Source organism: Flammeovirga kamogawensis, assembly GCF_018736065.1.
Lineage (GTDB): Bacteria > Bacteroidota > Bacteroidia > Cytophagales > Flammeovirgaceae > Flammeovirga > Flammeovirga kamogawensis.
The window spans coordinates 1,228,937-1,243,222 of sequence record NZ_CP076128.1 but is presented as its reverse complement, the minus strand read 5'-3'; the positions used below and the strand labels follow the sequence as shown (position 1 = coordinate 1,243,222).

The following is a 14,286-nucleotide window of genomic DNA, read 5'->3' as shown; positions in this document are numbered from 1 at the left end:
TAGATGTGTAAAAGCATCAAAAGAAATAGATCATGAAAAAGACAATATATATATTCAGTTTAATGGTTCTCTTCCTTTCTTCTTGTGGAACAGAAACATCAGAAGATGCTCACGAACATGGGGCAGGGCATGAACATGGAGAAGCAGAAGAACATGGAGAACACGAAGAGGAAGTTCACCTATCTATGTTACAATACAAAAGTATGGACATGGAAGTTGGCAAAATGCCCACAATGCATATTGGAGATTATGTGTTAACCAATGGTACTCTAGAAGTTCCTCCTCAGAATGAGGCAGCAGTTACTGCAGTTATTGGTGCGAATGTAATTAGTATCAAAGTTATTGAAGGAGAAAAAATTAAAAAAGGGCAAGTTTTAGCCTATCTAAACCATCCTAATTTGATAAGACTTCAGACAGATTATACAAGTAAATGGAATCAGTTGAAGTTTATGGAAGAAGATTACAAGCGTCAGAAAAAATTATTTGATGAAAATGTAGGTTCGGGTAGAGAATACCAGAAGTCTTCTGCAACATATTACGCAATGCGTGGCGATGTAAAAGGTTTAGAAGCTCAATTAAAAATGTTACGTCTTAATTTGAAAAGAATTCAGGAAGGACATATTTACGAGAACGTTCCTGTTGTAAGTCCATTAAGTGGGTATATTAAGTTAGTAGAGGTGAAAACAGGACAATATGTAGACCCACAGAAGGAACTTTTTGAAGTGATTAATTTAGATGATATTCATGTAGATTTAATGGTATACGAAAAAGATATTGCTAAAGTAGAAGTAGGTCAGAATGTTTATTTTAAAACAGAGATAAAACCTGATGTAGCTATGAGAGCAAAGATTTTTAATATTGGTAAATCTTTTGAGAATGACCCAAAAGCAATTCATTTACATGCAGATATTATTGACCAAAAAGATGAACTATTACCGGGTACGTATGTGAGAGGTAAAATTATGGTGAATGATAAATTAACTTTGGCCTTGCCTGAAGAAGCTTTGGTACAAGAAGGTGATAAGATGTATTTCTTTACTGCAGAAATTGAAGGTAATGAATGGTCTTTTAAACCTCAAGAAGTAATTGTTGGTTCAAAAGACAATGGTTTTGCTCAGGTCAAGCTTTTAAAAGAGATAAATTCTGATGCAAAAGTAGCACTTAATAATGCTTATTATTTAATGGCCGAGATGAAAAAATCTGAAGCTGAACATGTGCATTAATTGAAGGAATAAAGAGAACGTAAAAATCTCATAAGCTTAGGTATAAAGACTTTGCTTATGAGATTTTTTTATTAGATGACAATACCTAGACCAACATTTAATCCTTTAAAAGTAACGCCCGTAATTGTCGAAAATTGATAACCTACTTTTATGAAAGTATTTTTAATGTAGGTTCTTGCTCCAATCAAACCTTGCGTATAATTTACATTGTCTGATAACCCAGCAAAATACCAATTTGTATATAACGAAACGGGTTTGGCAATAAAGATTTCTGTACCAATATTAAAGTTTGCCCCAGAAAATCCATTTTCTAAAAATAGATGCGAGAAACCACCTCCAAGCCACATATCTAAACCAGTATATGTAAATAAATGGTAGGCTGCATTTAGATTTAATGTACCCATAATATCAGCTTTTTTATCTTCAAATTTTTCTCGCATGAGTAGGGTATTTGCAGAAAAACTTATTTTTCTAGATAGGTTAAATTGTGCCATTGCATCTAAACCAAACAATTGCTGAGACTCATAATAAATACCGGCATCAGTTACTATAGTATTTGGTGTGTCTTTTGTTTCATTACGAGTATATTTTCCGTTTCCTTTTTCCATATAGGGGTAATATTGTAATCCCATTGGAGCACCATGTTTTTCTGCTAAACCTCTTTCAGATGGAATTAAAGATGCTAATCCAATAAATATTCCGCTAATAATAGATGCCCCTAGAGATGAATTGTTACTACTATGTGAAGTGGACTTGTAATTAGAAGATGAACTAGAAGGGCCATAGTAATACGTAATTTTTTTCTTTTTTGTATTCCTTTTAACTTGATCAATTTTACCTTGTCCAAATATTGGCGGAGCTAAAATTGTTGTAAAAAATAGGAACATGATAATGTTTTTCATAATAATAGTTTTAGTGTTATGATGATGACAATTTGGGAGTGGAAGTAGCCCTTTTTTATAGGAATATTTAAGATTAAAAAATCTATAAGTTAAAACAGATTAACAATTTTGGTGCATCAAATTATCAGGTTTAGGATGTCAAAAATGTTAGTTCAAGTTTTACAGCAATTTTATATAAATGTTGCTATTTTTTTTTGGTTAAACGTCTGGTAAGTAATATTTTGAAAGCTTGTTTGGGATGGTTAACACCCCTTTTTTGGCTAATCTTTCTCACGTTTTGTCTTAGAGTTATAAATTTAAACAGAACAAAGATGAAACAACTCAAATTCATTACTATTGCATGTTTATCGGTATTCTTGACATTGACAAGTTTTGGTAATAATGTAAATAGTAAAGTAACTATTGCAGAATTACAGAAACAACTTGATGAGGCAAAATCGAAAAAAGAGGAGCTTGCAGAAAATTTAAAAGAGATATCAAAAAATCTTTTATTAAAAGATAAAGAACTCTCAACAATAAAAGATGATTTATCGAATGTTGCTAAAGGAAATACAAACTTAAGTACATATGTTTTGAAAACCGACCTTATGGCAATTGAGAATAAGAATAAAGATATTGAAAGCCAAATTACGCTTATTAAATCAGGCGATAACTCAAAAGTTATTAAAGGTCTAAAAGAGTTAATAAAAACAGCTAAAATCACACGTGATAATCAACTAAAATGGCATTCAATTGCTAAAGGGACGTACCTTATTACATCTTCCGATAAAAATATATATAGTACTATTTTAACTGATATTGAGAACGTTAAAAAAGATATTTTATCAAAAGAAACAGAAGTAAAAGTAGCAAAAGTTAAATTAGTAGATGAGAAAGATAAATATGATAAGGAATTAAAACAGATTCAATCTAAGAGCGCCACTTTAACGGCTGAAAATAATAGGCTAAAACAAGATGCTCAAAGAATTAAAGCTGAAAATGAAAGAATCAAGAAACAAATTAATGGTTTATACATTAAAGAAATTGATGACTATAAAAAAAGTATAAAGAAAATTGAAGATAATATTGTAATAACTGATAAGTATAAAAATAAGATCAAGGTAATGAATTCAGAATTAGATAATCTGAAATCTTTAATAGATGGAAAACCAAATGCATCAACTTCTTCACTTGATTATAAGACAGAAATAGAAAAATTTAGACTGAAATTTTAAACTTAAAAAGTTATGAAGAATATATTAATCTCAATTGTTCTGATTATCAGTTTATTCTCTTGTAAAGAGAAAGAGAGTAATAATAGTATCTTTCCTGATAATTCTAAAGAAATAGCTAAAATGCAAGCAGAAATTTTAGCTATAAATAAAGGTATTGTTACAGCTACTTCTGAATTTGACACAAAGAAAGAAGAGCTTAATACCAAAGAAAATGAAATTAAAAAGGCTAAAGTTAATCTGGATAATGAGCTAAAGAATCAAAATTTTGATACAAAAAAATATGTTTCAAAGGCAGAATACAATAAATCATTAGCAAAGTCAGTTCAACTCAATAAAGATTTAAAGGCTATTTTGGCATCAAAAGATCCTGAAATTGTCAAGCTTCAAAAAACGCTTAATGATATAAATACAGAATTAGATAAAATCTACGATGATTTAGCTCATATAATTAAGACAAAGAAAGATCATGATGCTAAAATATTAGCGGTTAAAAATGAATTAGGTAAATTAAAAAGTGTCTTGTCAGATAGATATGATCAATTAAATAAAGTGAATGCAGCTATTCTGCAAACATCAAATGATTTATATTCGAGAAATAAAAAAGCGAAAAGTGCTGAACTTCCAACGTTAAATAAATTGAATTCGGAGAAGATTAATATTCAGTTTGATATAAATTTATATACTAAAGAAAGTTCTAAAATAGCTGCAGAACAACCACTATTAAGGGATAAAAGCACTAAAATTAGAGCGGATTTAGATGCGGTAGAAAAGAAATTAGATCGAAATTTATTGGTGAACTGGGTTTCTATTGTTGATAATCACAAAAATCCTATAAAATTTTTATTAATGGATTTAAAAAGTGAGGGTTTAATCACTGATGCTGAATTCAATGAATATTCTACTAAAGTAAAAATAGCTAAGTAGTATTTAAATCTTAATAACAATATATGGCCTTTCATTCTTACTCAAATTGAAAAGAATGGGAGGCCTTTTTTATGAAGTAGTAATTTATTCAGATTATAAAAAGATTATTCGTTCGTTTTTCTTTGTCTAATTGATGTATTAGTTTAGAATGATAAATTAAATTTTTATCAAAATAACAAGTACAGATGACAAATAAATCATGAATACTCAATCACAAACAGACCAGCTTACAGAGTGGGTACATCTTTATTCTAATGATCTTTTTAGATGGGCTGTACAAAAAACAAATAAAGTGGATGTAGCAGAAGATCTCATTCAAGAGACTTTCATTTCTGCACACAAAGCAATGGCTAACTTTGAAGGAAAAAGCTCGCCTAAAACTTGGTTACATGCAATTCTGAGGAATAAACTAATGGATTATTTCAGAAAACAGAAACGCTCATATCAATCTACTAATGAAGAAGAACTTAACTTTTTTGATGTTAAAAAAGGCACTTGGAATCCCGAAAATAATCCTTCAACTTGGCATACTATAGACCACAATTTATTAGATGATGAAGAATTTACTTCTGCTTTAGCTACTTGTATAGAAAAACTACCAGATAGATGGCAACAGGCAATCCAATCAAAATATATTGAAGAAAAAAAGGCTGACGATATCTGTAAGGAATTACAAATTACAACGTCAAATTATTGGCAGGTGATTCATAGAGCAAAATTAAATTTGAGAAATTGCTTAGAAAATAACTGGTTTAAATCTTAATAAAAATACGATGATATCTTGTAATCATGCAGCAATGCTTATTGATAAAAAAGAGGCTACTTCAATCTCATTTATGGAGAGCTTAAAACTAAAATTTCATGTATTACTCTGTGCTACATGTAAAAAATATAAAGTAATGAGTAAGCAGATAGATCAAACATTAAAGAAATATGTTAGCCAACATAATACTGTCAATGTTCACCTATCAGAGGAGAAAAAAGAAGCAATTATTCGAAAACTAAATGAATAATAATCACTTTCTTCTAAGCCAATTTCTAGCTTTTACTTCTACAAAATGATAGCTTAATATAGACAATAAGATAGTACTACCTAAAAAAGTAAATATATAGGCGATTCTCCATAAAGAAGGCATTATGTCCCATCCAAAAGCCAATTTCCAATGTGGAAACTGGAACCAGAAAAAGAAAAAAACTAATCCATGAATAAGGTAAATGGAGTAGGAGATTTTACCCAAATAATTAAAAATAGGTTTTTCTAATATAGCTTTAACTTTGGTAGTGTTGTAGGCTGCTGAAAGAATTAATAGTGAAAATAGAGGTATAAAAATTAAATCATAAAGTTTAAAATGAAACCCAAGAAATATTGTGACGAGTAAAATAACGAATATTGAATCTTTTGATAATTGCTCTTTACCGTGTTCCCAAATATAAACTCTATACAAATTCACGCCAATTATAAACGAAAATAAGCAACGTAAAAAACCATAATCCCACGTAATATCTAAAGAATGGTTAGGATGTAATTTTACTAAAAGGTACAAGCCTAAATAGGCAACAAGAGAAGTAAACAGTAAAGAAATCTTATTTTGACGTCCTAAAAAAGGTAAAAAGAAAATAGAAAGAAGATAGGTTCCCCATTCAGCTCCTATAGACCAAGAGGGCATGTTCCATGAAAGAAAATGATAGGTGTTCATGGCATTGAACATTAGGAATTGACCGGGTAAAGCGGATGTTGCAAAATAGGTTGTCCAACTACCATCTTCTTCTATCTGAGGGTAGAAGTGAGTAACTACCATTGTACCAATAAGTACAATTAATAAAGTAAATAAGTGTAACGGATAAATACGTGTAAATCGACTCCAAATATATTTTTTTGCTTTGTGAAAATCGACTCCCTCAGTAAATAACTTACCATATACATGATAAATAATAAAGCCACTTAATAAAAAGAAAAAATCTACCCAGAGATAGCCTTTGGAAAATAAACCAGTGGCTTCTCTAGGTAGAATTGCTCCTAGGTCTCGGTAGTACGTACTCACATCTATATGAAATAAAACTACCCATAAAGCGGCAATACCCCTTAAAGGTGTTAAAGATGTGATATGCGTTACTTTTCCCATAGTTATTCTATTAATATTTTAATCTATGGAAGATAACTGTATTCTGAGAAAAAGAAAAACGATTAGAAATGATTCAATGTCGTTTTTTATAAGAATAACACCTTTAATTTAAAGGGGCTTGTTTCATCTTAGATGGTTTTTTTGATGTATATCTCTTACCATTCAAGAATTTCCCTATAAAAGATCCTCTAACAAAATACTTATATGATGTAAAACAGACAATACCCGTGATACTAGCAACTAGTAAAAATTTAGCAGTAGATGGAATCGGGTAATTAACGATCATTCCAGGTAAAAATGCAGAGAAAATAAGATGAACGAGATATACCCAATATGATGCATCAGAAATGTAACGCATTCTTGCCGAATGTTTACTTGCATACCGAATAAAAAGTCCTGTAATGCCAAAACAAAATAACCAACCCATAAATGAATTGATAATAATAAGTTCTTGGAAACCGAAAGAGGTATAATTAAAAAATTGAATTGAAAAAAGTACACAACCCAAAATTGTAGATAACCAATCCCATTTTTTTAAACTATCAAGTTGTTCTTTTGACTTAAACAGTAACCACCCCACTAGATAAAATGAAGAATAGAAAACGAAAGTATTTACATCTGGAATATATGAAGTAGATGTTTCCACTCTTTCAATACCAATAAAAAGATATACACCATAAGAACACAAAGGAAATAAAGTAAGACGTAGTAACGGATTTTGTATTACAATAGAAAACTTGTCTTTTATTAGCTCACTAACATGTGGAACGGTCTTAAAAAGTAAGCCAAAACCTACAAAAAATAAGCTAATCAGAATTAAATAATACATAAACCATAAGTGGAATGTACTTAATGGGATAAATGCCAAAGGATTTTCAAAAATTTGAATGGCTGATAAAAATGGCGTAACATCATTATCAAACACTCCCATAGTGTATTTAAAACCAATAATTAAGCAAAAATTTAAAATTGGTAAAAAGACAAGAAAGGGAAGTAGAATTCTCTTAAATCTGTTCTTCAACATTCCTAGAGTTCCTTTGTCATAAAATAATAAAGCACCAAAGAAGCCGGCAATTAAGAAAAATATCGGCATTCTAAAAACATGTATTAGTAAAGCGATATAATCATTTGCAAAATGAGTTGTTAGTGGGTCTTTTAACCTCCAAGCACCACCATAGTCTGCACTACCATAGGTAACGGCAGAATGAATAATTAATCCTAAAAGCATCATAATACCCCTTAATGCATCTAAGGAGTGTAATCGTTCTGAGTTTTGAATGAGATTTTTCATTATTAGTTTTTTGTCCATCATAAACTCGCACAGTTTAGATAGTTGTTATATTTAGAGAGAGTAGCTGATTATTCTAGTGCCGTAAATATAGGAGCGAAGTTGTATAATATCAAATAAAATGTGTGAATAACAGCATTGGTTATGTACTTTGTTATGATTCTGTATTAGGTTGATAATGAATGATTAATCATTTGATAGTTTTAATAAAATGGAAGAGTACTAATAGACTAATAACAGCAAAAGAGTAGCTTTACTATTTTAAATGGATGATAAATATGAAGTCAAAATTTATATTTAGAATCTACAACGTAAAGTTTAAATTTACATCGTCTTTAAATCTCCCTTTTGACGTTAAGTTTTAGAGTTACATTTCATTAACTAGAACTTTCTATATTATTGCATACTTTTGCCGACCCCACAAAAAACAGCAAGACTATTACTATAGAGAGTTTTTATTGAACATTATTAAATTTTTATAAAATGAAAAATGGCAATCCTGCAGTAGTGGGTTTAGCTGGTTTTGGCTTAACGACATTATTATTGCAATTCCATAATTTAGGATGGATAGGTTTAGGTCCTGTATTATCTATGGGAGTGATTTTTGGAGGTTTAGCACAATTTATAGCGGGCTTCCAAGAGCAAAAAATGGGAAATAGTTTCGGCTTTTCAGCATTTGTATCTTATGGAGCATTTTGGATGGGGTTGTGTATTATTTGGTTATGTAATCACTATGGTGTTTACGAATCTAGCCACACAGATGTAGGTTTTTATTTATTAGCTTGGATGCTTTATACAGCAATTATGTTTGTAGGTAGCTTACGTATACATACCGCAATGGCAGTTACATTTGGAACACTTTTACTTGGATTTTTATTCCTAGTATTAGAGCATTTTGTGTCTCCAGCGTTTAAAACAATTGCAGCAATCGACCTTATTATTTGTGCATTATCAGCATGGTATATGATGGCCGCAGCTATTATTAATGAATTGGCAGATAGGGTTGTTCTTCCGTTAGGGAAGAAGATTGTTAAATAATTATTCGAATATAACTGTAAGAAAGCTACCTAAGACAAAATTGTTTTAGGTAGCTTTTTTATTTGAGAGGGGAACTCGTTTTTAATGTTCTAAAAAAAACGATTTTATTCTACTATTTTATATCAGTTAAAACCATTCCTTGTTTATAAGCTTGTTCTAAAGCTACATTTTTACGTTCTATTGCTATCATTTCCTTAATTGTATAAGGACCGTTAATTCTAGAGTTACTACTAGGAGAATAATTTTTAATAATCCAAAAGTGCCCATCTTCTAATCTTGCATTCATGGAATTATATAAAATATTAAACTGATGAGACTCCAGTGTTTGAATAGAAGTAAAGGCAGCATTATTTAATGTTAAAATTTGTTCGTCGATAACATCTACATTCGTGAGAACCCTATCTAGGTCTGAATTTGAAGTATACTTTTCAATATACGAATATTGTTTGTCATTAATTTGTTGAGAAGACTGCTTATTAAGGTTCATCTCCACATTTATATCGGTAAATAATGGACGAGATAAAGAAACTAAATCAGCTGTTTGTGAAATATTAATATCACTTTCATTAATAAATTTACTATTACTAATATCTAAACCGTCAAGGTGATTAACAAGCAATGAATAGCCGCCTTCAAAATATTCAAGATTTTCAGTTATAAACTTGATATCATTATCAGAAACATTAATATTATTAAAACAGTAATGCTTCATTTCAGTACTAGTAATTACTGTTGTAAAATGAGGATAATACAGTAGCTTATTTTCTCCAATAGTTACGAGTGCTTCAAAATAAATATATTTTGATTCATCCGTATCAAAAGTAATTTTATATGGTGGATTTAGGTCGTCCATTGTGACGATAATTGTATCATTATCATTCATGAAATCTGTTAGAATATTGAAGCCTTTGGCCTCTTCTTCTGTAGTATAACCTCTAGTTTGTCCGCTAAAAGTAAATACTCTATTATACTGATTATCTCTGGAAATATTTTCAACCGGTAATGGAATAGAATAATAAGTAATATCATCTACTGTTTCTTGTTTTATCTCTTCTCCATTCTTATATCCACAAGAAATATTAATTTGATCTTTTAGTTCTTTTTCAAGACCAACGATTACCCGTTTTGTTGGTGTATTTTCAACATCTGAATTTGAAGTAGCTATTGTATTTGTAAGAGGTGTTTCTATATTTGAATTAATTGCTGTGAAGTATACTTTTCGTGAAGATTTTAGTGATTTAGTAATACTATTATCAAATAATTCGGTACTAGTAATATCTTCTTCATAAGAAATGGCCTCTTTTAAATAAAAATGTCTATTACGATTATCTTCTGGTATCAAGAATTTTATCGAGTCATTATTAGTAGAAGCATTGTAATATTCAGAGAGTACTTTTCCATCTTCATCAGTAAAAGTGTAACCTATAAATCTGTCAGTGTATTGTGTTTTTACTTCTATTCCTTTGCCAGGATATTTTGTAGAACCTATCATTCGTACACTTTCTTTATTTAGGCTTTCTACATAACCTTGTTCAAAAAAGACGGGAGGTAAATAGTTATCTACTTCAATTTCGGCATTAATAGAAAGTGAATTTTGTGGCAACGTTAGATCACTAACTAATTCAGAAGTTAAAGTAATGTCTTGAATGCCGTCTTTCAGTTGTTTTGAGTCAAATGTAAATTGCCACTTGTTGTCTTCTTGAGTTACTACAGCATCTAATTCTTGGTCTCCTGATAGAAGTTTGATGTCTTCTATAGTAAGTAAGTCTACATTTTCATTTGTGACATTTAGTTCTAAAGAGGAGGTTCCTCTTAAAAACTCTGTTTCTGTAACTGTAAAAGTTGGCAGCATGTCTTCTGTAACAGTTTGGAGTTCTTCTTCAATTTTATTTGTACATGAAGAAATAAGTACTGAGGCTAATAAGCCGTACTTCAATAGTTGTCCTTTAAAATACATAGTTGATGTTAAAATGTAATAGTGAAATTTGTTTTTAAATTGGTTGTATTAGTGTCTATCAAAATTTCTTAATTAGTCTTATTAAAGAAATAATTGATTCTAATACATTAAACTTAACAAATGTGAAATTAATACGCAAAGAATGTGAAAAATAATTAATTATTCATGCAAGAATTCCGCCTCTTTTTTTGTAGACTTTGATACTATTTAGGTGAGTTAATCAATATACTTTTATTACATATTTACAACGTACGCATTAGGTGTTGGATATTATTCACCGTACTTAGTAGAATTTAAACTTTTAAGTTTAAAAATTAAGTAATACAAAGTACAAGTACCTTTTTTATTATGAAATCCCCCATAACATTGTACTAGGTTAGAAGGGGAAGATAGCAGTAAATTCTATTATTAATTGTAATTAAATTACATTAGTTTTACAGCATTATTTTACCTAATATTTTTAGCAATGACTATTGTATCTAAACGTTTTTTACTAATAACACTCTTTTACTTACTTTATGGTAAAATTTATGCCCAAGAGGATATTCACTTAAGATTGAGTAACGAAATGCATCTAGAAGAAATGACGGATATATGTACTTCTTCTAAATTTTACGTTACTACGTCTCAAGATAAAACAGTAAAGGTATGGGATAGTACAAATGGTACTTTAATTAAGACACTAAGGGTACCCATTGGGAATTTATTAGTAGGAAAGTTATTCGCTTGTGCTTTTTCTGAAGATGAGAAAGAGTTAATAGTAAGTGGATTTACTGGACAAAATAAGCAAAGTAAGAATATTTATATTTTTGATACACAGGAGTGGGAAATAAAGCAGGTGATAAAAGGAATTCCTAATGTAGTGAGTGATTTAAATATCAATAGTAAAAATGGAGACCTTATTGTATCGATGTATGGGATAAATGAAGTACTTATTTATCAGAAAAATGGTAGAGCGTATTCATTATTAAAGAAAATAGATGATTTCGGAGATGAAACTAGAGATATTGATTTTGGACCTCAGCACCGACTATTTATTACTTGTTTAGACGGTTTTATTTATCAATATGATGAGCAATATAAACTGTATAATAAAATTCAAGCACAATATGAATCACCTAGAGGGCTATCTTTTACTAGTGATAAAGAGTATTTCACAGTTTTTTATTTAAACAGTGAAAAAATATCACATTATAAAATTGATGCAACATTTAATATTAAGCTAGAAAATGAAATTATAATAAAGAATGTATACAGGATTAATGCAATTAAGCATAACCAAAAAAATGAACTACTTGTTGCTATTAATGATACCGTTTCTAAAGAACGTCCGAATTTAGTAGTGATTAGTAACGATGGATTAGGGAAACAAAATACTCAAAAAATAGGTCATGCTGCTATCACCATGATAGAGGAATACCATGATAACTATATATTTTTAACAAGTCTACCAGAAATTGTATTTGTAGATCATAAATTGAAAGAAAAATACATTAAAAAAAGTAAGGGTTTAAATTTTTATCAAAATGAAATAACTGATTTTAAGATAAATAAAGAAGCAAATGTACTTTCTTTTTTTAATGGGTCTACTAAAATGTTTTTTGATATTAGTACACGTAGTTTTGTGCCGTCTGCTAAAGATGTAATTTACACTTCAAGTGATACTAGGGGAGATATCAAAATTGAAAATTGGAAGTATTCCATGCAGCCAGTTATAAATGGTGATACAGTAACATTTTTAAAAGAGTATGAGTTTTGTCAAGCAGTAGATATTACTCTAGATGGAAAATTCATTGCAATGGGTACACATAGAGGATTATATTATTTAACAAAGGACAAAAAAATAGTGTGGCATATTGATGTTCCCTCGCCAATTATTAATGTAATCATTACCAAAAATCAAGACAAGTTGGTCACTTTTTCACAAGACGGAAGTGTAAGGTGGTACAGTACAAAGTTTGAAAAAAGAGAAGGTGTAACACTGTCTAAGGTAAATATTGATGGACTAGCATATAAAGCAGGAATAAGACCAGATGATGTTATTTTAACAGTAAATGGTAGTAAAATAAATTCGAAAGAAGAATTAAGACCTTTAATAAGAAGAAAAGGTAGCTACACGTTTAAAGTATCTAGAAATGGGGCTATTAAAACAGTCATCATTGATAAAAACAAACCTAAATTTGGTATTTTTTATGCTCCCCCTAAAATGAACGAATACTTATTGTCATTATTTATTTCTCCAGAGGATAGTAAGTGGATTTTTTATACAAGTAAAGGGTATTATGATACTGCAATTGGAGCAGAAAAATATTTAGGTTGGCATGTAAATGTATCTGATGATAAAGTATATTTTTATGATGTATCGAGGTTAAGAAATCTTTATTATGCACCAGATACAATCAATAAATATATCGAAACATCTACTCATACTTTTACTTCAAGGTCTATTGATACTAAAGAGGTACTAGAAAATTTACCTCCTGTTGTTAAAATAAAATACCCAAGAGCAGACGAACCTGTTTCCACAAATACAATTGCTTTAGAATATACTGCCCAATCAATAAATGGGGCAGAAATAGAAGAAGTTAAGGTACTTATTGATGGAGGCACTTTTGAGCAAACTAGAGGGTTAAAAGTTAAAAAAGGAGAAGTGAATCTTTTAGAAGTTACGTTGCCTAAAAATGATTGTTTACTACAAGTTATTGCTAAAAATAAAAACGGTTGGAGCGAACCGTCTTCAGTAAAAGTAAAATGGAATGGTGATGTTGAAAATGAACCAAAACCAAATCTTTATTTATTAGCTATTGGTGTAAGTAATTATAAATTAGATCATTTAGACCTAAAATACGGTTCTAAAGATGCAAGTGATTTTAAGCAACTAATTGACACTCAGAAAAGTGGTCTTTTTCAAGATATTAAAGTTAAACTTCTAACAGATAACGAAGCGACAAAAGGCAATATTTTAGATGCATTAGAATGGATTCAGAATGAAACAACACAAAAAGATGTTGCCATGATATTTGTAGCTGGTCATGGAATGAACGATAGAAATGGAGCATTCTATTATTTACCGCATGATGCAGATTTAAATAGCATAAGAAGAACATGTCTATTCTTTGGGGAATTTCAATACACTATTTCTACCATCCCTGGAAAGGTGGTAATGTTTATAGATACTTGCCATTCTGGAAATGTTTTAAATGGAACTAGGAGTGTAAATACTAATATCACAAAAGCAATTAATGAATTATCTGATGTGGAAAATGGAGCAATTGTGTTTACATCTTCAACAGGAAATCAGTTATCTGTAGAAAGCGACCAATGGAAAAATGGAGCATTTACAAAAGCATTATTAGATGGTTTAGGAGGGGAAGCTGATCTAAATAATCAGGGAGTTATTTATATTAAGTCTTTAGATTGGTACTTATCTAGAAGAGTAAAAGAATTAACTTCTGGTAGACAATCTCCAACAACAATAATACCTTATGGAGTACCGAATTTTCCAATTTTTATTGATAATTAAAAAGCAACCTCCCTTTCATTATTTTAGATAGTAAAGAGGGGATAAGTTTTAAAATTTAGCATTGAGTGCACCATTTTTTAGATGAAGAAAACGG

The 14,286-nt window shown here is 29.9% G+C and carries 11 protein-coding genes; 7 read left to right on the top strand and 4 right to left on the bottom strand.

The features are described from left to right. Window positions 1-32 precede the first annotated feature (32 nt). On the top strand, window positions 33-1,223 hold the full coding sequence (locus KM029_RS04975; RefSeq protein ID WP_240050273.1) for an efflux RND transporter periplasmic adaptor subunit: 1,191 nt from the start codon (window positions 33-35) through the stop codon (window positions 1,221-1,223). Between the two features lie 71 nt (window positions 1,224-1,294). Here the strand turns inward: KM029_RS04975 and KM029_RS04970 are convergent, their stop codons facing one another. Then, on the bottom strand, window positions 1,295-2,125 hold the full coding sequence (locus KM029_RS04970; RefSeq protein ID WP_144072215.1) for a hypothetical protein: 831 nt from the start codon (window positions 2,123-2,125) through the stop codon (window positions 1,295-1,297). Between the two features lie 311 nt (window positions 2,126-2,436). Between KM029_RS04970 and KM029_RS04965 the strand changes: the two genes are divergently transcribed. The 4 genes from KM029_RS04965 (at window position 2,437) to KM029_RS04950 (ending at window position 5,276) form a co-directional block, all read left to right on the top strand. Then, window positions 2,437-3,339: a coiled-coil domain-containing protein gene (locus tag KM029_RS04965; RefSeq protein ID WP_144072214.1), complete on the top strand. Its 903-nt coding sequence runs from the start codon at window positions 2,437-2,439 to the stop codon at window positions 3,337-3,339. Window positions 3,340-3,351: 12 nt separating this feature from the next. Continuing rightward, window positions 3,352-4,263: a coiled-coil domain-containing protein gene (locus tag KM029_RS04960; RefSeq protein ID WP_144072213.1), complete on the top strand. Its 912-nt coding sequence runs from the start codon at window positions 3,352-3,354 to the stop codon at window positions 4,261-4,263. A gap of 199 nt (window positions 4,264-4,462) precedes the next feature. Beyond that, the gene (locus KM029_RS04955) at window positions 4,463-5,026 is read left to right on the top strand and encodes a sigma-70 family RNA polymerase sigma factor (RefSeq protein WP_144072212.1); all 564 of its coding nucleotides are present in this window, start codon (window positions 4,463-4,465) and stop codon (window positions 5,024-5,026) included. Window positions 5,027-5,036: 10 nt separating this feature from the next. Continuing rightward, the gene (locus tag KM029_RS04950; RefSeq protein ID WP_144072211.1) at window positions 5,037-5,276 is read left to right on the top strand and encodes a hypothetical protein; all 240 of its coding nucleotides are present in this window, start codon (window positions 5,037-5,039) and stop codon (window positions 5,274-5,276) included. Between the two features lie 3 nt (window positions 5,277-5,279). Here KM029_RS04950 and KM029_RS04945 read toward each other — a convergent pair whose 3' ends face one another. Continuing rightward, window positions 5,280-6,386: an acyltransferase family protein gene (locus KM029_RS04945; protein WP_144072210.1), complete on the bottom strand. Its 1,107-nt coding sequence runs from the start codon at window positions 6,384-6,386 to the stop codon at window positions 5,280-5,282. Window positions 6,387-6,489: 103 nt separating this feature from the next. Next, entirely contained in the window at window positions 6,490-7,677 is a 1,188-nt protein-coding gene (locus KM029_RS04940; RefSeq protein WP_144072209.1) for an acyltransferase family protein, read from the bottom strand. 480 nt (window positions 7,678-8,157) lie between these two features. Here KM029_RS04940 and KM029_RS04935 point away from each other — a divergent pair, with 480 nt between their 5' ends. Continuing rightward, window positions 8,158-8,712: an acetate uptake transporter gene (locus KM029_RS04935; RefSeq protein ID WP_144072208.1), complete on the top strand. Its 555-nt coding sequence runs from the start codon at window positions 8,158-8,160 to the stop codon at window positions 8,710-8,712. Window positions 8,713-8,824: 112 nt separating this feature from the next. Here KM029_RS04935 and KM029_RS04930 read toward each other — a convergent pair whose 3' ends face one another. Further along, window positions 8,825-10,669, bottom strand: a complete 1,845-nt coding sequence (locus tag KM029_RS04930; RefSeq protein WP_184679465.1) for a hypothetical protein — start codon at window positions 10,667-10,669, stop codon at window positions 8,825-8,827. A 466-nt stretch (window positions 10,670-11,135) separates the two neighbouring features. On the opposite strand from KM029_RS04930, the gene KM029_RS04925 reads away from it, so the two are divergent. Next, a complete protein-coding gene (locus KM029_RS04925) occupies window positions 11,136-14,192 on the top strand; it encodes a caspase family protein (protein WP_144075653.1) in 3,057 nt (1,018 codons plus the stop codon). Window positions 14,193-14,286 lie beyond the last annotated feature (94 nt).

What these genes read in the sequence shown, in the direction of transcription:
- KM029_RS04930 (WP_184679465.1), bottom strand. Translation starts at nt 10,669, where the DNA reads ATGTATTTTAAAGGACAACTATTGAAGTACGGCTTATTAGCCTCAGTA.
- KM029_RS04965 (WP_144072214.1), top strand. Translation starts at nt 2,437, where the DNA reads ATGAAACAACTCAAATTCATTACTATTGCATGTTTATCGGTATTCTTG.
- KM029_RS04955 (WP_144072212.1), top strand. Translation starts at nt 4,463, where the DNA reads ATGAATACTCAATCACAAACAGACCAGCTTACAGAGTGGGTACATCTT.
- KM029_RS04945 (WP_144072210.1), bottom strand. Translation starts at nt 6,386, where the DNA reads ATGGGAAAAGTAACGCATATCACATCTTTAACACCTTTAAGGGGTATT.
- KM029_RS04950 (WP_144072211.1), top strand. Translation starts at nt 5,037, where the DNA reads ATGATATCTTGTAATCATGCAGCAATGCTTATTGATAAAAAAGAGGCT.
- KM029_RS04940 (WP_144072209.1), bottom strand. Translation starts at nt 7,677, where the DNA reads ATGAAAAATCTCATTCAAAACTCAGAACGATTACACTCCTTAGATGCA.
- KM029_RS04935 (WP_144072208.1), top strand. Translation starts at nt 8,158, where the DNA reads ATGAAAAATGGCAATCCTGCAGTAGTGGGTTTAGCTGGTTTTGGCTTA.
- KM029_RS04960 (WP_144072213.1), top strand. Translation starts at nt 3,352, where the DNA reads ATGAAGAATATATTAATCTCAATTGTTCTGATTATCAGTTTATTCTCT.
- KM029_RS04925 (WP_144075653.1), top strand. Translation starts at nt 11,136, where the DNA reads ATGACTATTGTATCTAAACGTTTTTTACTAATAACACTCTTTTACTTA.
- KM029_RS04970 (WP_144072215.1), bottom strand. Translation starts at nt 2,125, where the DNA reads ATGAAAAACATTATCATGTTCCTATTTTTTACAACAATTTTAGCTCCG.
- KM029_RS04975 (WP_240050273.1), top strand. Translation starts at nt 33, where the DNA reads ATGAAAAAGACAATATATATATTCAGTTTAATGGTTCTCTTCCTTTCT.